The organism is Pseudooceanicola antarcticus (genome assembly GCF_900215355.1).
Classification (GTDB): domain Bacteria; phylum Pseudomonadota; class Alphaproteobacteria; order Rhodobacterales; family Rhodobacteraceae; genus Pseudooceanicola; species Pseudooceanicola antarcticus.
The window spans coordinates 79,729-98,136 of record NZ_OBEA01000008.1 but is presented as its reverse complement, the minus strand read 5'-3'; the positions used below and the strand labels follow the sequence as shown (position 1 = coordinate 98,136).

The window sequence follows — 18,408 nt, the reverse complement described above, 5'->3', positions numbered from 1 at the left end:
CTTCCGGCCCAACCTGACCCCATGGGGCGGGCAAGCTGACCCCATGGGGCGGGCAAGCTGACCCCATGGGGCGGGCCCGGGGCGGGTCCGCGGCACAGAGGAGGGACTTTCGATGAAGGTGACGACCTGGAATGCCGAATGGCTGGACAGCCACTGGGGTGTGGTCTCGGGGAAGTATCAGCCGGGGCAAGACCTCTTCCCGCAGGATGCGCCCTCGATGGGAGAGGCCCAGGTGCGGATCGCCGCAGTGGGAGGCTTCATCGAGATGCTGGCGCCGGATATCCTTTTCATCTGCGAGGCGCCGCGCGGGATCGAGCAGATGTCGGGCTTCGCCCAGGCGGTGACGCCGGGCTACGACCTCATCCGCCGTCCCCCCGGCGCCGATTACGAGATCGACGGGCGGCAGTGGATGTGGTTCCTCGTCCGCAAGGCGCTGGCCGACCAGGTGGCGCCCGAGCTGGTGCCGGTCGAAAGCTGGCGGGCCTTCTGCGCCGAGGGCTCTGACACCATCCGGACCGATGGCACCTGGCGGGTCGCGGCACCGCGCCTGAAGGACTTCGGCGAGGTGAAGGACGTGCCGGTGGCCGAGCGCCGCACCCATCGCTTCTACCGCGAGCCGCAGATCCTGCGCTTCCAGTGGGGCGGGGCGCGGCACGAGATCATCGGGGCGCATCTGAAAAGCAAGCACGTGGGCATCTCGATCCCCAGGCGCCAGGCGGGCGAGGATCTGGACGATTACATCAGGGGCTCGAAAGCGGTGCAGCGCTTCATGGCCGAGGCCCATGCCGCCCGCATCAAGCTGAGCTCGGAGGCGCAGGTGATCCGCGCCTATATCGACCGCCGCTTCGCCCAGGAGGCCGACCCTTCGATCATCGTGCTGGGCGATCTGAACGACGGTCCGGGCAAGGAGATCATGGAGCGCGAATACCTGCTGCACGACCTTGTCTCGAACCTGCAGGGGGAGGTCTTCTTCGCCCGCAAGTTCCTCAATCACGCGCTTTTCGATCAGCCCGGAGAGCTGCGTTGGACGGCGCAGTTCAGCGATGACCTGGACCCGCAGCGCTCGCGCAACATCCTGCTGGATCACATCCTTTTCACCCAGGCGCTGACCTCGGGCGGGACCTCTCCGCTGGTGGCGCGGGCGCGCTCGGGCTGGGTGGAGCACCTGGCCTTCGAGGAGGCCGAGGCGCTTCTGGGCCGTGGCATGCTGAGCGATCACCGCCCCGTCAGCCTAAGGCTGGAGCCCCGCCTGACCTGAGTGGCCCTGACCTGAGGATGCCTGAGCAGGGGCCGGCGGAGCGGGATCGCAGGTCTCAGCCGGTTGACCTGCGCGTAACGCAAGGTCATCGGGATCGTCCTTGCCTGACCAATCCATCGGTGGGCAGGATGCGGGTTGAGGAGAGCTTTAGGGAGGATACCATGCTGAAACTCATCCGCAGTGCGCTGGCACTGGTGCTGCTTGCCACCCCGGCGCTGGCCGATCCGGTGGAGGGGGTCTGGAAGACCGAGGTGGACGACGGCGCCTATGCCCATGTCACCTTCGCCCCCTGTGGCGAGGCCTATTGCGGCCTCATCAGCCGAACCTTCAACGCCAGCGGCGAATATGACAGTGCCAACAAGGGCAAGCCCATCGTCTGGGACATGCAGTCCGAAGGCGATGGCAAGTACCGCGACGGCAAGATCTGGCAACCCTCGAGCGACAAGGTCTATCGCTCGAAGATGCAGCTTTCGGGCGACAGCCTGCAGGTCGCGGGCTGTGTCGGTCCGATCTGCAAGAAGCAGCTCTGGACCCGCGTCCGCTGATCCTTTCGCAGGCCGCAAGACAGCCCCGTTCCGCCGCAGCGGAGCGGGGTTTTGCGTCTCTGGCGGCTGGCTGACGCCGAAAGGGGGCCAATTCCGGCAAGAACCTGCCGGATCCGACATGCCCCTGCGGAACCTTTTCCTCTCTGAAACGATTCCCTCCTAGGTTTTCATCCCATGGCCAAGGCGCCACCGGCTTCCGAGGGATGCGGGGGACGGCAGGACCGGCGCGGGCCCATGGGACTGGCTCCAGAAGGAGAGAGTTATGGACGAGGGAATGACGGGGCAGAAGCGCCCCCTGCTGCGGCATCTGCCAATCGCCGCAGCTCTGGCAATGGGGTGCCTGATGGCCGCCCCCGCCATGGCGGCCGAGACCGTGCTGGGCACCTGGGCCTCGCCGCCTGATCGCAAGGGACAGACGGGCTACGTGGTCATCCGTAACTGCGGTGCCGCCTATTGCGGCCGGCTGGAGCGGGCCTTCAGCCCCCAGGGCGAACCGATCGTCACCCGTGCCGTCGGCAAGATGCTGTTGCGCGACATGGAGCAGGTTAACCCCAATGCCTACGAGGGGCGCGTCTACGTGCCGCTCATCGACAAGGTGGTCGATGCCGAGGTGCAGGTGCAGGGCGACGAGCTGTCGGTGCGGGGCTGCGCCGGGCTGATCTGCAACAGCCAGGTCTGGAAGCGGGTCGAGTAGGGCCCGCCCCATGGATGCCCGGCTGATGCCGCCGGTTCAGGGCCCCGCCGGGGCCCTTTGCATCTGCGGGATCAGGGCGCCCAGCTGAGGAAGTTGGCGATCATGCGCAGGCCGTTGGCCTGGCTCTTTTCCGGATGGAACTGCATGCCCAGCATCGTGTCGCGGCCGACGATGGCGGTGACCGGCTGGCCGTAGTCCACATGGGCGATGAGCTGCGCCGGATCGGCGACGGACATGTGGTAGGAATGGACGAAATAGGCGTGGTGGCCGGTCTCGATCCCGGCCAGCACGGGGTGCGGCTGGTCGATCACCAGGTCGTTCCAGCCCATGTGCGGCACCTTCAGCGCCTTGTCCTGGGGCTCGATCTTCGTGACCTCGCCGTCGATCCAGCCAAGCCCCTGACTTTCCTCGTATTCATGGCCGACACGCGCCATCAGCTGCATGCCGACGCAGATGCCCAGAAAGGGCCGGCCCTTGACCTCGACCGCCTCGCGCAGGGCTTCGAGCACCGAGCCTTCGCCGGCACCGGCCAGCGCGGCGCGGCAGGCCGGGAAGGCGCCGTCGCCGGGCAGCACGATGCGGTCGGCCCGCGCCACGTCCTCGGGGCGGGAGGAGACGATCACCTCGCCCGCGCCGACCTCCTGCGCCATGCGCTGGAAGGCCTTCTCGGCCGAGTGCAGATTGCCGCTTTCGTAGTCGATCAGAACCGTCAGCATCGGGTGTCCCTCGTCTTGCGCTTCGGGAATGGCCCGTGACGGGCCGGGGGTCAAGCCGTTCCGGGGTGCGCCTAGAGCGTGCCCTTGGTCGAGGGGATCGCATCGCTCTTGCGCGGGTCGCTCTCGACCGCGACGCGCAGGGCGCGGGCCACGGATTTGAACGCCGCCTCGGCGATGTGGTGCGAGTTAAAGCCGTGCAGCTTGTCCACGTGCAGGGTGATCCCGCCGTGGGTGCTGAAGGCCTGGAAGAACTCGCGCACCAGCTCGGTGTCGAAGCTGCCGATCTTCTGGGTCGGGAAGTCGACGTTCCAGACCAGGAAGGGCCGGCCCGAGAGGTCGAGCGCGCTGCGCACCAGGCTGTCGTCCATCGCAAGGTGGCAATCGCCGTAGCGGCGGATGCCGCGCTTGTCGCCAAGCGCCTTGGTCAGGGCCTGGCCGAGCGCGATGCCCACGTCCTCGACGCTGTGGTGATCGTCGATGAAGGTGTCACCCTTGCAGGTCACCGTGATGTCGATGAGCGAGTGCCGCGCCAGCTGGTCCAGCATGTGATCGAAGAAGCCCACGCCGGTATCGCATTCGTACTGGCCCGTGCCGTCAAGGTCGATGACGACATGGATATCGGTCTCGGCGGTGGAGCGTGTGACTTGGGCGTTGCGCATGGAAGCCTCCGGGTTTCCGGGGGCTTATAGGCCGGAGTGCAGGCGCTTGGGAAGGGGGCGCGGCGCGGTTTGGCGCAGGCTGCGTCCGCACTGCCGCAGCCCCTAGTTGAGCCGGGCGGGCTGTGCGGGATCGTGGCCGGGCAGGGTGAAGGCCAGGGTGGTGCCGCGCGGCGCGGCGGTCCGGGCCACCGCGATCTCTCCGCCCAGGCGTCTGACGATCTTGCGCGCGATGGGCAGGCCCATGCCCGAGCCTTCGCAATCGTCCCGTGGGCGCAGGGTGCGCAGCGGGTCGAAGACCGCCTCGTGGAACTGCGCGGGAATGCCCGGCCCGTCGTCGCTGAAGCGCAGCTGTCGCATCGGCCCGGCGCCCGAGACCTTCAGCGTGATCCGCCCGTTCTCGCGGTCATGATGCTTGACCGCATTGGACAGGAGCGCGGCGAAGAGCAGCACAAGCTCGTTGCCCGGCCCCGACAGCAGGCCGCCGCCCTCGATCGAGAAAGAGAAGCCCCGAGGCAGCGGCGACTGGATCAGCGCCTGGCTGAGAACCGCGTCCACGGGGTGTTCCCCCAGGCTGTCGGCCCGCCGTCCGATGCGGGAATAATCGCGCAGGTCCAGCAACATGCGGTCGCAGCGCCGGGCCTGGGTCATCAGCATGGCCAGATGCGCCTCGACCGCGGCGGCGCGGTCCGGGGGGAGAGGGCCCATGTCTTCTTCGATCCATTCGGGGATGGTCTGGAAGGCGCGGAAGGCGGCGCGCAGGTCATGGGTGATGATATAGAGGAATTCCTCTAGCTCAGCCGAGGCGGCGGCTGGCTGCGCGGGGCGCGCGGCACTGGCCACGCCGGGACGGGAGGTGTCGTCGATCATCCGCAGATCCTGACGCCGAAATGCCGAACCTCCGGTTTACGCGCGCGGTCGCCTCGCCCGAAAAATCCATCGGATTGTCCGATAACTTGCGGGAAATGCGGCGGAAGTCGCAAGGCATTGTTAAGACCTTGGCAATGGGGAATGCGGAATGCTTCGAGCCGGGAATGGTCCGGCGAGAAGGAGGATGTCATGGAGGTCTACAGGGACGACAGGGACATGGTCCCCGCGGCGGCGGCCTCTGCCGGGGTCCATGCGACGCCGCCGGAACCGGAGCCTCCGCTGATCGACGTGCTGGTGCTGGACGACAGCCGCTTCGACGCCATGCAGTTGCAGCGCGAATGCCGCTCGACCGAGCTGCCGGTGCGGGTCACCATCGCCTCGGGCATCGAAGAGTTCCGCAAGATGCTGGAAAGGCGGCGCTACCATGTTGTCTTCATTGACTATCTTCTGCCCGATGGCGACGGGCTGAAGGCGCAGGAATACCTGCGCGAGGAAGAGCGGAACGGCCAGTCCCCGGTTGTGATGATCAGCGGCGAGGCACGTCACGACGTGGCGGTCGAGGCGATCCGCAGCGGCTGCATCGACTACAAGGCCAAGTCGGACCTGACCCGCGAGGCGCTGAAGGGCCTGATCCTGAGGGCGCTGGAAGAGGGCAGCAAGCTGGCGCAGGCCACCCTGCGCCGCGCGCTGGATGCGCAACGCGAAGAGCTGGTCCTGGCCATGCGGGACATCGTCCGCGAAGAGATTTCGCGCGGAACGGGTCACCACGACACGGGCGCGGAGACGTTGCAGATGTTGCGCTCTTACGGGCTGGTGCCGAGCGGCGGCGACGAGGACTGGAGCGACCTGCTGGAGGACCCGGCGACACAGTTCATTTTCCGAAAACACTAGCCAGTCCTGCTTCGGGCTCGTCCGAGCGCCTTTGGCGCTCGCACCGCTCTGGCGACGGGTTGGCGGAGGATTTGCCTCCGCCTGCACTTGCGTCAGGGCTGCCTCTCATCGGGTTGCGGCCCCTCATCGGGTTGACGCTGTGGCGCGAGAGTACGGCCATCCCGACGGCCATGCCCCTTGGCACCCGCGGCGGCGCTTCGCATCTGTCCCCCAACACTGCCACAGCAGCTTCGGTGCCTTTCGGGGGCCGGTCGCTTCTGCTGACGGGTCGGCCTGGCCTAGAGGAACCCCCTTTCGCGGTAGGTTTCGAGGATCTCGGCAATGGCGCTGTCGTCGATGGGCTTGGTGAAGAAATGTTCGACCATGCCACTGGACTGGGACCGCTCCAGGTCGCGCTCGTTGTCGGAAGACGAGAACATGGCGACGATCTGCTTGGGCGTTTCGCCATGCCCGCAGCGCCGCTTCAACTCCGCGATGGTCTCGAACCCGTCGAGCTCGGGCATGTTGATGTCGAGCAGGATCAGCCGGGGCAGGCCGGCGGTGGCATGGGGGCTTTCCGAGAAGTAGCGCCGCAGGAATTCGGCCCCATCCGCGGCCTCGTCCACCGGGCCGAAGTGGCCGCTCTTGGCCAGACGGCGTCGGGCGATATAGCGATCGGAGTCCACGTCGTCGACGATATAGGTGGGGATCATCATTGCGACCTCCGAAGCGGCAGGGAGAGGGTGAAACGCGTGCCCTCGGGGGAGCTGTCGAGCGCGATGGTGCCATTCAGCCGCCGGACATGTTTCTGGACCAGGGTCAGCCCGAGCCCATGGCCGCTGCTGCTGCCGGAGCGGCGGAACATCTCGAAGACGCGCGCCTGGTCGGCCTCGGGAATGCCGACGCCATTGTCGCGGATCTGCAGCTCGACCCCATCGGGGCGGTCGAGAATCCTCAGTTCGACCCAGGAAAACGGCTTGCCGCTGTCCTGGAAGCGGCAGGCGTTGGACAGCAGGTTCTCGATCACCGTCAGCAGGGTGGGGCGTTCGACCTCGAAACAGGCGGGCCCGCTGGCGACGATGCAGAAGGCGGGCTTGTCCAGGCCGCCGCAACTGAGATCGTCCCAGATGGCGGCCGTCGCCTCGACCAGGTCGACGGTTTCGAGGTCGATGGCTTCGAGCCCGGCGCGGGCCAGGGTCAGCACCTGTTCCACCTTGTGGATGTTGCGCCGCGAGGTCTTCAGCGCCTCGCTGATATTGCGCGTGCATTCGTCCATCTCGCCGTCCGAGAGGTCTTCCAGGCAGAGCTCCAGCAGGCCGGCGATGGTCGCCAGCGGCGCGCGCAGGTCATGGCTGGCGGAATAGGCGAATTGGGTCAGCTCCTCGTTGAGGGCCGAGAGCTGGGCGTTCTGCATCGCCAGCGCGCGCTCTTGGGCCAGGATTTCGCGCAGGTCGACGAGGGTGGCCATGATGCGCTGCCCGCCCACCCCGTTGATCGGGGTCAGGGCGATATGGACCGGCGTTTCCTGCCCGTCGAGGCCCACCACGCGCAGGTTGTTGGCGTCGGTCATCGCCCGCGGGCGCGGCGCCGAGAGGTAGGACTGGCGGAAGACGGCGTGTTTCAGGCGGTGTTCACGGGGCACGAAGGTATCGACATCGCGCCCGACGATCTCGGCCGAGAAGCCGCCCAGCAACTGGCAGGCGGCGGTATTGACCAGCTCGATGGTGCCGTCCGGGGCGACCAGCACCATGGCCGTGGCCGCCGCATCCAGCGCCTCGCGCAGGCGGCGTTCCCCCATGTGGCGTTCCGAGATGTCGATCACCGTGGTGAAGGTCAGCAGCTCGTCCCCCAGCGGGATCGGCGAGAGGCCGATCTCGACCGGGACGAAACTGCCATCGGCGCGCTGACCGTGAACCTCGCGGCCCTGGCCCATCTCGCGCCGCGAGGGGCGGGTGTTGAAGGCCTGCCGCAGCGCCGGGTGGCGGTGCTGGGACGAGAGCGGCACCAGGCGCTCGATGTTCTGACCGATCAGCGCCCGGCTGGGGTAAAGGAACAGCCGGTCCAGCGCCTCGTTGGTGGCGGTGATCATGCCCTCGGCATCGACCAGCAGGGCGGGCACCGGGGTCAGCGTCACCGCCAGCTTGTAGCGCTCCAGCAACTCCGATGCGGTCACCTCGGGGCCGGGCGCATCCGGGCCGATGAAACCGGCGCGGTCGGGGAAGGGCGGCTGTGGCTCGGAGGAGCCGATGTCTTGTCTCATCAGGGCAACTCGGTCTCGCGGTGCGAAGGGCTGGGCCGGGCCGGCATGGGCCAGGGGCGCTGGCAGGGAGCCCCCTGGTGGCGCCGGGCCCAGGGGCCGGACGGCACCGGCCCGAAGACCTTCCACCAGGCGGGCCCCCGAGGTCGGTTCACCCCGTAACGATAGGTTTCGAGAGCTTACCTTTGCCTTAAAATCAGCCGCCAGCCCGCATGAGTTCCCTTGCGATTTTAGGTTTCGCCCCGGCAGGGGCCCAAACCGGGGGGCCAAACCGGGGGCCGCGCCGGGGTGTCACAAAAGTATATTCAAAGCGATACAATTTCGTTTTGCTTCCCCAATAGCACCCGCCTCTAGGACCTGAGAGGTGATCAAGTGCTTCGCATCGCGCAACTGACCAAGAAATTCGGCCGCAATACCGCTGTGGATGCCGCGAGCATCCAGGTGGAAAAGCCGGCCATGATCGGCATCATCGGGCGCTCCGGCGCAGGGAAATCGACGCTGCTGCGCATGTTGAACCGGCTCGAGGACGCGACCTCGGGCAGCATCACCTTCGAGGACCGCGAGATCACCGGCCTGGGTGGCGCCGAGAAGCGCGCCTGGCAGGCCGATTGCGCGATGATCTTCCAGCAGTTCAACCTGGTGCCGCGCATGGACGTGGTGTCGAACGTGCTGCACGGGACGCTGAACCGGCGCTCGACGGTCTCGACGCTGTTCAACCTCTACCCGAACGAGGACATCCACCGCGCCATCGACATCCTCGACCGCCTCGGCATCGCCGAGCACGCGCCGAAGCGGGCCGAGGCGCTTTCGGGGGGCCAGCAGCAGCGCGTGGCCATCGCCCGCGCCCTGATGCAGGACCCGAAAATCATCCTGGCGGATGAACCGATTGCCTCGCTCGACCCGATGAACGCCCAGGTGGTGATGGAGGCCCTGCGCCGCATCCACGAGGAAGACGGCCGCATGGTCATCGCCAACCTGCACACGCTGGATACCGCGCGCCGCTACTGCGACCGCGTGATCGGCATGCGCGCCGGGCGCATCGTCTTCGACGGCACGCCCGAACAGCTGACCACCGACATGGCGCGCGAGATCTACGGCGCCGATGCCAGTTTCTCGGAAGAGGCCACCTCGACCGAGATCGGCGCCCTCGACCGCTCTGCCAAGGCGGCGGCGGTGCCTGCCTGAACGACCCCGAATTTCATCTGTTTCGGGGCAGGACGCTCCGGGACATATTCAAGGAGCTGAAAAGATGAAAAAACTGATCGCGGCCGCCCTGGCCACCACTGCCCTGGTTTCCGCCGCCGGCGCCCAGGAAATCACCGAATTCCGCATCGGCGTGCTGGGTGGCGAAAACGCCCAGGACCGCGTGCAGTCGAACCAGTGCCTGGTCGACTACACCGAGGAAGCCCTTGGCGTTCCGGTCAAGCTGTTCACCCCCGCCGACTACGACGGCGTGATCCAGGGCCTGCTGGGCGGCACCATCGACATGGCCTGGCTGGGTGCCTCCGGCTACGCCAAGACCTACCTGGAAGACCCCGAGGCGGTCGAGCCGGTGCTGGTCAAGACCAACCTGGATGGCTCCTACGGCTATTACTCCATCGGTTTCGCCCGCAAGGACGCCGGCATTGCCTCGCTGGAAGACATGCAGGGCAAGAAGTTCGGCTTCGGTGACCCGAACTCGACCTCCGGCTACCTGATCCCCTCGATCGAGATCCCCGAGCTGACCGGCGCCACCATGGAAAACGGCGATTACTTCGGTGAGGTCGTCTTCACCGGCGGTCACGAGCAGACCATCGTTGCCGTCAACAACGGCGACGTCGACGGCGGCGTGACCTGGGCCGACGGCATGGGCAACTGGGAAGACGGCTTCAACTCCGGCGCCCTGCGCAAGGCCGTGGATGCGGGCCTCGTCGACATGAACGACCTGGTCGAGATCTGGCGCTCCAAGCCCATCCCCGAAGGCCCCGTCGTGCTGCGCAAGGTCCTGCCCGAGGACGTGAAGGCCACCATGATCGAGCTGATGGCCGGCCTGAAGGAGAAGGACGAGGATTGCTTCTACGGTGTCGCCGCCGGTGAAGCGCTGGGCTTCAAGCCGATCGCCCATGACGCCTACCTGTCGATCATCGCGGCCCGCAAGTCGAAGATGTAAGGCAGCATTGCCTTCCGGCGGGTCCCCCAGGGGGCCCGCCATTTCCGTTGCACGCAACGCCCCAAGATCCCCGAGAGGCCAAAGATGAGTGACAGCGCCAAGGCGCAGCCCTCCGTGAACGTCCGTGCCGAGTATTTCGCGCAGATGAAACGGAAGCGGCTCTATTCCGGTATTCTGCTGGCCATCTTCGTGGCCCTCATGGCCTCGGGCTTCATGCTGGCCGACAGCCGCAACGCGGGCGGCTTCTGGGAGGGTCTGCACCGGGTCTTCGATTTCCCGAAGTCCGTGCTGAGCGAAGCATGGGAGAAGCGGGCGGAGCTGCCGGGCCATATCGTCGAATTCTTCCCGGCGCTGATCGAAACGATCAACATCGCCGCCGTTTCGACCCTCTTCGGCGCCCTTGGCGGAACGATCCTGTCGATGCTGGCGACCCGCGGCCTGGCGCGCTGGCCGCGCCTGATCCCCGTCTTCCGCCGCATCATGGACGTGATGCGGGCCGTCCCCGAGATCGTCATCGCGCTGGTGCTGATCTTCGTGCTGGGCGGCGGCCCGGTGCCGGCGATGATCGCCATCGCCTTCCACACGGTCGGCGCGCTCGGCAAGCTCTTCTCGGAGGTCAACGAGAACGCTTCGCTGAAACCCGTCGAGGGCCTGGCCTCGGTCGGCGCCAACTGGACGCAGCGCATGGTGCTTGGGGTGATGCCGCAGGTGGCCCCCAACTACCTCAGCTACGCGCTGATCCGCTTCGAGATCAACATCCGCGCCTCGGCCATCCTGGGCTTCGTCGGCGCAGGCGGCATCGGCTACGAGCTGAAGAACGCCATCTCCTGGGGCCAGGGGCGGTATGATTCCGCCGCGGCCATCTTCATCCTGCTCTTCCTGACCATCGTCGCGGTGGACCAGTGTTCGAGCTATTTCCGAGACCTGCTGACCCATGGTCGCAAGAAAGGGGAGATGCTGGCATGACCATGACCGCAGAGGCCCACGCCCCGAGCCTGAAATCCCAGGCCGAACAGATCTTCCGCCGCAAGCGCCTGCTGGCCTTCGCACTGCCCGCGCTGGTGCTGGTCTATCTGGCCTATGCCTTCTTCGCCTTCAACGTGCCGGCCCTGCTGGGCTCGGCCAGCCTGGAGAACGGCCAGAAGCTGGTGCGCGATACCTACAGCTACAAGACCCATGTCACCCGTGACAATCGCTCGGGCGAGGTGGCATTCTCGATCGAGGGAGAGCGCAAGGGCCGCTACCCAGAGGGCACGCATCCGGACTGGGTGTCGGTCGCGGGCGAGACCACCGTCATCACGCTGCCCAAGGGGCACGAGGTGCGCTACTTCGCCGATCACGTGGAATACGATCTGCCGGGCTATGGTCTAATTACCGCCGCGCCGGGCAGTGGCGGGGTCAATGCCACCTTCCCCGCAGGCGAGATGCCCGAGTGGATCAACGCCTCGAAGAACCGGGTGGCCATCACCACCGAGGCGGGGCGGCTGACCATCACCCGCAACCGCACCGAGGTCTTCCGCTATTCCACCGGCTGGGAGCTGTTCTTCTTCACCCTCGACAGCCCCTATCACGGTCTGTCGCTGGGCCAGATCGTCAGCCGCGCCGCAGGTGGCGAGGCGGGCGCGATCTGGCATGATTTCTGGTACAATTCGATGTGGCGCCACGTGGATGTGGCCTGGGCGCTCTTCGAGACCGTGCAGATGGCCTTCCTGGGCACCTTCGGCGCGGCCATCCTGGCCCTGCCGCTGGCCTTCCTGGCAGCGCGCAACTTCACGCCGCTCTTGCTGGTGCGCCAGGCCTTCCGGCGGCTCTTCGACCTCTTCCGTGGCGTGGATGCGCTCATCTGGACCATCATCCTGGCCCGCGCCTTCGGCCCCGGCCCGATGACCGGGGCGCTGGCGATCCTGCTCACCGACACCGGCAGCTTCGGCAAGCTCTTCTCGGAATCGCTGGAGAACGTCGACGAGAAGCAGATCGAGGGCATCCGCTCGACCGGCGCGAAGCCCGTGCAGCGCTACCGTTTCGGGGTGATCCCGCAGGTGACCCCGGTGCTGCTGAGCCAGGTGCTTTACTTCTTTGAAAGCAACACCCGCTCGGCCACGGTGATCGGTGCCATCACCGGCGGCGGCATCGGCCTGATGCTGACCCAGGCGATGATCACCCAGAAGGACTGGGAAGAGGTGAGCTATTACATCGTGCTGGTGATCCTGATGGTCTTTGCCATGGACAGTTTCTCTGGCTGGCTGCGGCGGCGGCTCATCAAGGGCGACGAGGGTGGACATTAACCCTCGTCTTCTTCCATGCGATGGCTGAAACTACTCCCGCCGGGGGCGGTCCCTCGGTTCATGAAAGCACGACAATGCCCCGTCTCAGCGCAACAGAGCCCTACCTGCATCCCGATGTGGAGCTGACCGAAACCAGCCTTGGCCGCTACGTCGAGATCGGAAAGGGCAGCCGCATCGCCTGGTCCAGCTTCGACGATTACGCCTATTGCGACCGCTATGCCGATATTGCAAATGCCTCGGTCGGCAAGTTTGCAAATATCGCCGCCTTCACCCGGATCGGGGCCACGGATCACCCGCTGGAGACGGCGGCCTGTCACCACTTCCTCTATCGCTCGTCCGACTACTGGGACGATGCGGAGGTGGATGAAGAGTTCTTCCGCCGCCGCCGCGCCCGGCGCGCGGTGATCGGCCATGATACCTGGATCGGCAATGGCGCGATGATCAAGCCCGAGGTGACGCTGGGCCATGGGGCGGTGGTGGCCTCGGGGGCGGTGGTGACGAAGGACGTGGCCCCCTACACCATCGTGGCCGGCACCCCCGCCAGGGTGTTGCGCCTGCGCCAGCCCCCGGAGGTGGCCGAGCGCCTGATGGCCCTGGCCTGGTGGGACTGGGACCATGATGTCCTGCGCGAAAGGCTTGAAGACTTCCGCCAACTGCCCGCGCTCGCGTTTCTCGAGAAATACGAGGGCTGAGGGCGGCGGGGTGAAACCGGCGGCGGGGTGAAACCCCGCCCTACGGGTGCGCGATGCGGCGGTGCAGGGCGGGGGTCACCCCGCCCTTGTCCTGGCCTTCACCCCGTGCTGGTTACTCTGCCGCCATGGCGTTGCGTTGCGGCGGCATGGCGAAACGATGCGCGGCCTCGCCTGCCAGATGGGCAATGCGCCCCCCCGAGATCGTCGCCTCGATGGCGCGGGTGTCCTCGTTGATCACCACCATGTCGGCGCGCAGGCCGGGGGCCAGGCGGCCACGGTCGTGCAGGCGCAGGATCTCGGCCGGGCGGGTCGAGACCATCTCCCAGGCGGCGGCCAGCGGCAGGATGCCCCGGTCCACCAGGGCGAAGGCGGCCTGGTGCAGCGCCGGGTAGTAGTAATCCGAGACCAGCGCATCGCAGAGGCCGGCGCGGATCAGCTCCTCGGCGGCGATATTGCCGGATTGCGAGCCGCCACGCACCACGTTGGGCGCCCCCATAAGGATCGGGTCCCCGACCGCATGGGCCAGCGCTGCCGCCGACCGCGCCGTGGGGAACTCGCAGATCTTGGCGCCGATCATCGAGAAGGTCTCTCGGGTCTCGCCATCGGGATCGTCATGGCTGCCGTAGGTCACGCCCATGCTGTCGAACTGCTCGGCCAGGCGACAGAGGTAGCGCGGCACCTCGCGGGCCTGGCGCTTGGCCTCCTGCACGATCTTCATGTGCTCCTGCGGGCTGCGCCCGGCCTTCTTCGCCCATACCATCAGGTCCTCGGGGCGGGCGGCCATCATCTGCGCGGCCTCTTCCAGGTGGTTGTTGAAGACCACGTAGTCGACGCCGTGGTCGCGGATGGCAGAGAGCAGCCGGGACTCGGTCTCGACGGTATGGGTCTCGCAGCGGATCTGCACCCGCAGGTCGGTCAGCGCATGGTGGTGGCGGTAGCGCGCCAGCGCCTCCAGCAGCTCCAGCGTGAAGGCGGGGCTGCGCGCGCCGCCCTCCCAGCTCCAGCTTTGCGCCAGCCAGGCGGTGGTCACGCCATTGGCGGCCGCCTCGCGGTCGGTGGCGCGCAGGCCGGTCTCGACGGGGAAGGGCGCCGAGGGGCGGGGGGCGATATGGCGCTCGAAGGCATCGCCGTGCAGGTCGATGATACCGGGCAGGACCAGGTAGCCCGACAGGTCGATCTCGGGCAGGGGGCCGCGGGTGATGCGGCCCTCGGCGAAGGCAATGGAACGGCTTTGCAGCGCGCCGTCGCGCAGGACCTGGGCGCCTGTGAGACGCAAACTGGGCAATGTAACTGGCATGACTCTGCTCGGGTTTTCTGCGTTGTGGATAACCTGCGATTGTATCGTCAGCGTGACGTTTCGCCGGCCCCGGCGCAGAATTGCGCGCGCCCGCCCGGTTCTGGCCCGGTCCCCATTCAGCCCCCCTGGTCGTCGTCTCCGCCAAGCGTCAGGGTCACCCGGTCGCCCGCGAACCAGGTGCGCCCGTATTCCAGTGCCGCGCCCGTCGGGTCGACGTTGAGAGAGGTGGTGCGCAGGATCGGGTCGCCCTCTTTCACCTGCAGGTGCAGCGCCTGGTGGGCATTGGCCAGCTTCGCCGTCACGCGGGTCCAGGCGCGGGTGTAATCGGGGATGCCGTTGTCGCGCAGGGCCAGGGTGATCGACGAGAGCCGCTCGAGCGAGGCGGGCATGCCGGGCAGGCGGTCGAGCGGGAAGATCGAGCGGAAGAGCGCCATGGGCTGATCATCGGCCAGCGAGAGCCCCTCGGTGACGAAGACCGGCGCACCCTGGGCGATGGCCAGTATCTCGGCCTCGTCGAGGGTGGCGGCGCGGCTCTCCTTCAGCAGGATGCGGCGGGCGGGCAGGCGGCCCGCGGCGCGGATGTTCTGGTGAAAGCGCACCCGGCGCCCGATGGGATAATCGGTGGGGCTCTGCGCCACGAAGACCCCGGCGCCGCGGCGGGCATGGGTCAGCCCGGCTTCGGCCAGCGCCGCCAGGCCGCGGCGCACCGTGTGGCGGTTGACCCCGAAACGGGCCGAGAGCTCGGCCTCGGTCGGCAGCCGGTCGCCGGGGCGGTAGCGCCCGCTGGCGATGTCATTGGTCAGCGCATCCGCGATCGAGCGCCAGAGAGCCGTCTTCCGTGGCCCGTGGGTCTTTGCATCTGTCATCAAAATTTCATCCGGATGTTTGCCGCCGGGGCTTGTGCGATGAGGGGCCGGGGCGTAATGATTTGTCTAGTTGTATAGTAATCTAGACAAATCGGCAAGGTGTCTAATGGCGGAAGCGCGCGAATTGACGGAAGCAGAGAAGGCCCGGCGCGGCTGGATGTCTCTGTTGGCCAAGGCGCCCCCGGCGCGGCTGGCAGAGCTGTGGGAAGCGCGGGGCGCGGCCCCCGGTTTCGGCTGGCTGCGGGCGCCCGAGGTGGGCGGAATGATGGTGCGGGGCCGGGCCGGCGGCACCGGGGCGGCCTTCAATCTTGGCGAGATGACGGTGACGCGCTGCGCGCTGAAGCTCTCGGACGGCCGGGTGGGCCATGCCATGGTGCAGGGGCGCGACCGCCGGAAGGCCGAGATCGCGGCCCTGGTCGATGCCGGCATGCAGGGCGTCGAGGCCGAGAGCCTGCGCGCGGAGCTGCTGGCGGTGCTGGAGGCCGAGATGGCCGCCGCCAAGGCCGCCCGCGCCGGCAAGGCCGCCGGCACGAAGGTGGATTTCTTCACCATGGTTCGGGGAGAAGACTGATGGCGATGGCAAGTGAGGCCCTGATGGGCGGTTTCAGCGATGCGCCCCGGCAATCGGCCCGCGCATTCCGCGCCGCGCTGGAGGCCATGGCGCAGCCCGGCAGCCTTCGCGAGCTGAGCGACCTGGCCCAGGCGCCCGCGCCGGTCAGCCCGGCGGCGGCGACCCTGCTGCTGGTGCTCTGCGACCCCGAGACGCCGGTGCATCTGGCGGGCGATCACGACCGCGCCGAGGTGCGCGACTGGATCACCTTCCACTGTGGCGCGCCGTTGACAGGCGCCGGTGAGGCGGCCTTCGCCCTTGGCACCTGGCAGGCGCTTGGCGCGCTGACGGCCTATCCCCAGGGCACGGCGGAATATCCCGACCGCTCGGCGACGCTGATCGTCGACGGGGCCTGGCAGGGCGTCGAGGTCAGCCTCTCGGGTCCCGGCCTGAAGCAGGCGCGGGCGGCCCTGTTGCCCGAGCGCAGCTGTTTCGAGGCCAACCGGGCGCAATTCCCGCTGGGGCTCGATTTCTACTTCACCCGCGGGGCGAGCCTCTGGGCGCTGCCGCGCTCGACCCGGATCGAGGAGGCTCTCTGATGTATGTGGCGGTGAAAGGTGGCGAGAAGGCCATCGACAATGCCCATGAGTGGCTGGACGAGGCGCGGCGCGGGGATCCCTCCGTGGCCGAGCTCACGATCCCGCAGATCCGCGAACAGCTGGCGCTGGCGGTGAACCGGGTGATGGCCGAGGGGTCTCTCTACGATCCCGACCTGGCGGCCCTGGCGATCAAGCAGGCGCGCGGCGACCTGATCGAGGCGATCTTCCTGATCCGGGCCTATCGCACGACCCTGCCGCGTTTCGGCTATTCGCTGCCCGTGGACACGGGGGCGATGGAATGCGACCGCCGGATCTCGGCCACCTTCAAGGATGTGCCGGGCGGGCAGGTGCTGGGGCCGACCTTCGACTACACGCACCGGCTGCTGGATTTCGCACTGGAAGCGGAGGGGCTGGAACGTCCCGAGGCCGCGCCCGAGGCTGGCGCGGAGGACCATCCCCAGATGCCGCGGGTGACCGAGTTCCTCAACAAGGAAGGTCTGATCCAGCAGGAGATCGCGCCTGCGCCCGCTGAGGATCAGCCCGACGACCTGACCCGCCAGCCGCTGGAGCTTCCCGCCGCGCGGCCCCTGCGCCTGCAGAGCCTGACCCGTGGCGACGAGGGCTTCGTGCTGTCGATGGCCTATTCGACCCAGCGGGGCTACGCCAAGAACCACCCCTTCGTCGGTGAGCTGCGCATCGGCACGGTCGCCGTCGAGGCCGAGATCCCCGAGCTGGGCTTCGCCATCGAGATCGGCGAGGTGGTGCTGACCGAATGCGAGACCGTGAACCAGTTCCTGGGCTCGAAGTCCGAGCCGCCGCAGTTCACCCGCGGCTATGGCCTCGTCTTCGGCCAGACCGAGCGCAAGGCGATTTCCATGGCGCTGGTCGACCGGGCGCTGCGCTGGAAGGAGTTCGGCGAGGACGACAAGGGCGCGCCGGCGCAGGACGAGGAATTCGTCCTCTATCACTGCGACAATATCCAGGCGACGGGCTTCCTGGAGCATATCAAGCTGCCTCATTACGTCGACTTCCAGTCCGAGCTGGAGCTGGTGCGCAAGATCCGCCGCGAGGCGGACGAGGCAGGGCATCAGGAGGCGGCAGAATGAACGGAGAGCGCGATTTCGTCCCCTGCGGGGCCGAAGCCTTCGGCGACAGTATTTTCAGCCATCGGATAGGGGCAGGGGGCGTGGTGCCCATGTCCAGGGAGTGCGGAGCATGAGCGCGGAACAGATCTCGGGCGAGTACAACTTCGCCTATCTCGACGAGCAGACCAAGCGGATGATCCGGCGGGCGCTGCTGAAGGGCCTGGCCATTCCGGGCTACCAGGTGCCCTTCGCCAGCCGCGAGATGCCCATGCCCTATGGCTGGGGCACCGGCGGCGTGCAGATCTCGGCGGCCATCATGGTGCCCGAGGATCGCTTCAAGGTGATCGACCAGGGCGCCGATGACACCACCAACGCGGTCTCGATCCGGCGCTTCTTCGAGAAGGTCGCCCAGGTGGAGACCACCGAGAAGACCACCGAGGCCACCGTCATCCAGACCCGCCACCGCATCCCCGAGCGTGACCTGACCGAGGGCCAGGTGCTGGTCTACCAGGTGCCGATCCCCGAGCCGCTGCGCTTCCTCGAACCCTCTGAGGTCGAGACGCGGAAGATGCATGCGCTCGAGGAATATGGCCTGATGCATGTGAAGCTTTACGAGGATATCGCGCGGCACGGCGAGATCGCCACCTCCTACGCCTATCCGGTGAAGGTCGAGGGGCGCTACGTGATGGATCCCAGCCCGATCCCCAAGTTCGACAACCCGAAGCTCGAGATGTCGGGCATCCAGCTATTCGGCGCGGGCCGCGAGCAAAGGATCTACGCCATTCCGCCCCATACCCAGGTGGTCAGCCTCGACTTCGAGGACTACCCCTTCCAGCGCATGAAGGCGCCGCAGTGCTGCGATCTTTGCGGCGCGGGCGAGAGCTATCTCGACGAGGTGATCACCGATGACGCGGGCGGGCGGATGTATGTCTGCTCGGACACCGACTTCTGCCGCGAGCGGCGCGAGGCGGGCCATGTCGGCGCCCTGGGCGTGGCGGAGGATGCGGCATGAGCGACCG

At 67.3% G+C, this 18,408-nt stretch carries 20 protein-coding genes; 13 read left to right on the top strand and 7 right to left on the bottom strand.

What is annotated here, in order from left to right:
* The first annotated feature begins 112 nt into the window (after positions 1-112).
* The 3 genes from CRO50_RS17980 (at position 113) to CRO50_RS17970 (ending at position 2,497) form a co-directional block, all read left to right on the top strand.
* Positions 113-1,258 carry an endonuclease/exonuclease/phosphatase family protein gene (locus CRO50_RS17980; protein ID WP_097147327.1) on the top strand — a complete coding sequence of 382 codons (1,146 nt, stop codon included), beginning with the start codon at positions 113-115 and terminating at the stop codon, positions 1,256-1,258.
* A 161-nt stretch (positions 1,259-1,419) separates the two neighbouring features.
* On the top strand, positions 1,420-1,803 hold the full coding sequence (locus tag CRO50_RS17975) for a DUF2147 domain-containing protein (protein WP_097147326.1): 384 nt from the start codon (positions 1,420-1,422) through the stop codon (positions 1,801-1,803).
* A gap of 262 nt (positions 1,804-2,065) precedes the next feature.
* Positions 2,066-2,497: a DUF2147 domain-containing protein gene (locus tag CRO50_RS17970; RefSeq protein ID WP_097147325.1), complete on the top strand. Its 432-nt coding sequence runs from the start codon at positions 2,066-2,068 to the stop codon at positions 2,495-2,497.
* A 71-nt stretch (positions 2,498-2,568) separates the two neighbouring features.
* Here CRO50_RS17970 and hisH read toward each other — a convergent pair whose 3' ends face one another.
* The 3 genes from hisH to CRO50_RS17955 all read right to left on the bottom strand — a co-directional run bounded on the left by hisH (position 2,569) and on the right by CRO50_RS17955 (position 4,739).
* Complete coding sequence (gene hisH, locus CRO50_RS17965; protein ID WP_097147324.1) at positions 2,569-3,213, bottom strand: imidazole glycerol phosphate synthase subunit HisH; 645 nt, start codon at positions 3,211-3,213, stop codon at positions 2,569-2,571.
* A gap of 71 nt (positions 3,214-3,284) precedes the next feature.
* On the bottom strand, positions 3,285-3,872 hold the full coding sequence (hisB, locus tag CRO50_RS17960; protein WP_097147323.1) for an imidazoleglycerol-phosphate dehydratase HisB: 588 nt from the start codon (positions 3,870-3,872) through the stop codon (positions 3,285-3,287).
* Between the two features lie 102 nt (positions 3,873-3,974).
* Positions 3,975-4,739 (bottom strand): sensor histidine kinase, encoded by a 765-nt coding sequence (locus tag CRO50_RS17955; protein ID WP_097147322.1) that lies wholly within the window; start codon positions 4,737-4,739, stop codon positions 3,975-3,977.
* Between the two features lie 189 nt (positions 4,740-4,928).
* On the opposite strand from CRO50_RS17955, the gene CRO50_RS17950 reads away from it, so the two are divergent.
* Positions 4,929-5,630 carry a response regulator gene (locus CRO50_RS17950; RefSeq protein WP_157791696.1) on the top strand — a complete coding sequence of 234 codons (702 nt, stop codon included), beginning with the start codon at positions 4,929-4,931 and terminating at the stop codon, positions 5,628-5,630.
* 278 nt (positions 5,631-5,908) lie between these two features.
* Here CRO50_RS17950 and CRO50_RS17945 read toward each other — a convergent pair whose 3' ends face one another.
* Positions 5,909-6,325 (bottom strand): response regulator, encoded by a 417-nt coding sequence (locus CRO50_RS17945; RefSeq protein ID WP_097147320.1) that lies wholly within the window; start codon positions 6,323-6,325, stop codon positions 5,909-5,911.
* Positions 6,322-7,869: a sensor histidine kinase gene (locus CRO50_RS17940; protein WP_097147319.1), complete on the bottom strand. Its 1,548-nt coding sequence runs from the start codon at positions 7,867-7,869 to the stop codon at positions 6,322-6,324. The genes CRO50_RS17945 and CRO50_RS17940 overlap by 4 nt, the downstream gene beginning before the upstream one ends.
* Positions 7,870-8,238: 369 nt before the next feature.
* On the opposite strand from CRO50_RS17940, the gene phnC reads away from it, so the two are divergent.
* From phnC to CRO50_RS17915, 5 genes are all read left to right on the top strand, one after another.
* Positions 8,239-9,051, top strand: a complete 813-nt coding sequence (phnC, locus tag CRO50_RS17935; RefSeq protein WP_097147318.1) for a phosphonate ABC transporter ATP-binding protein — start codon at positions 8,239-8,241, stop codon at positions 9,049-9,051.
* 64 nt (positions 9,052-9,115) lie between these two features.
* Positions 9,116-10,015 carry a phosphonate ABC transporter substrate-binding protein gene (phnD, locus tag CRO50_RS17930; protein WP_097147317.1) on the top strand — a complete coding sequence of 300 codons (900 nt, stop codon included), beginning with the start codon at positions 9,116-9,118 and terminating at the stop codon, positions 10,013-10,015.
* A gap of 84 nt (positions 10,016-10,099) precedes the next feature.
* Positions 10,100-10,981, top strand: a complete 882-nt coding sequence (gene phnE / locus CRO50_RS17925) for a phosphonate ABC transporter, permease protein PhnE (RefSeq protein ID WP_097147316.1) — start codon at positions 10,100-10,102, stop codon at positions 10,979-10,981.
* Entirely contained in the window at positions 10,978-12,300 is a 1,323-nt protein-coding gene (gene phnE, locus CRO50_RS17920) for a phosphonate ABC transporter, permease protein PhnE (RefSeq protein ID WP_097147315.1), read from the top strand. The genes phnE (CRO50_RS17925) and phnE (CRO50_RS17920) overlap by 4 nt, the downstream gene beginning before the upstream one ends.
* 74 nt (positions 12,301-12,374) lie before the next feature.
* Complete coding sequence (locus tag CRO50_RS17915) at positions 12,375-12,992, top strand: LbetaH domain-containing protein (RefSeq protein ID WP_097147314.1); 618 nt, start codon at positions 12,375-12,377, stop codon at positions 12,990-12,992.
* A gap of 112 nt (positions 12,993-13,104) precedes the next feature.
* On the opposite strand, the gene CRO50_RS17910 is transcribed toward CRO50_RS17915, so the two are convergent.
* Complete coding sequence (locus CRO50_RS17910; protein WP_097147313.1) at positions 13,105-14,289, bottom strand: alpha-D-ribose 1-methylphosphonate 5-triphosphate diphosphatase; 1,185 nt, start codon at positions 14,287-14,289, stop codon at positions 13,105-13,107.
* Between the two features lie 116 nt (positions 14,290-14,405).
* The gene (gene phnF / locus CRO50_RS17905; protein WP_097147312.1) at positions 14,406-15,155 is read right to left on the bottom strand and encodes a phosphonate metabolism transcriptional regulator PhnF; all 750 of its coding nucleotides are present in this window, start codon (positions 15,153-15,155) and stop codon (positions 14,406-14,408) included.
* Positions 15,156-15,312: 157 nt separating this feature from the next.
* Between phnF and phnG the strand changes: the two genes are divergently transcribed.
* The 4 genes from phnG (at position 15,313) to CRO50_RS17885 (ending at position 18,401) form a co-directional block, all read left to right on the top strand.
* Positions 15,313-15,726: a phosphonate C-P lyase system protein PhnG gene (phnG, locus tag CRO50_RS17900; RefSeq protein WP_232617685.1), complete on the top strand. Its 414-nt coding sequence runs from the start codon at positions 15,313-15,315 to the stop codon at positions 15,724-15,726.
* Positions 15,727-15,731: 5 nt separating this feature from the next.
* Entirely contained in the window at positions 15,732-16,304 is a 573-nt protein-coding gene (phnH, locus tag CRO50_RS17895; RefSeq protein ID WP_179747322.1) for a phosphonate C-P lyase system protein PhnH, read from the top strand.
* Entirely contained in the window at positions 16,304-17,410 is a 1,107-nt protein-coding gene (locus CRO50_RS17890) for a carbon-phosphorus lyase complex subunit (RefSeq protein ID WP_097147309.1), read from the top strand. Before phnH ends, CRO50_RS17890 begins: the two co-directional genes overlap by 1 nt.
* A 109-nt stretch (positions 17,411-17,519) precedes the next feature.
* Positions 17,520-18,401, top strand: coding sequence for an alpha-D-ribose 1-methylphosphonate 5-phosphate C-P-lyase PhnJ (locus tag CRO50_RS17885; protein ID WP_097147308.1), 882 nt, complete (start codon positions 17,520-17,522; stop codon positions 18,399-18,401).
* The last annotated feature ends 7 nt before the right edge of the window (positions 18,402-18,408 follow it).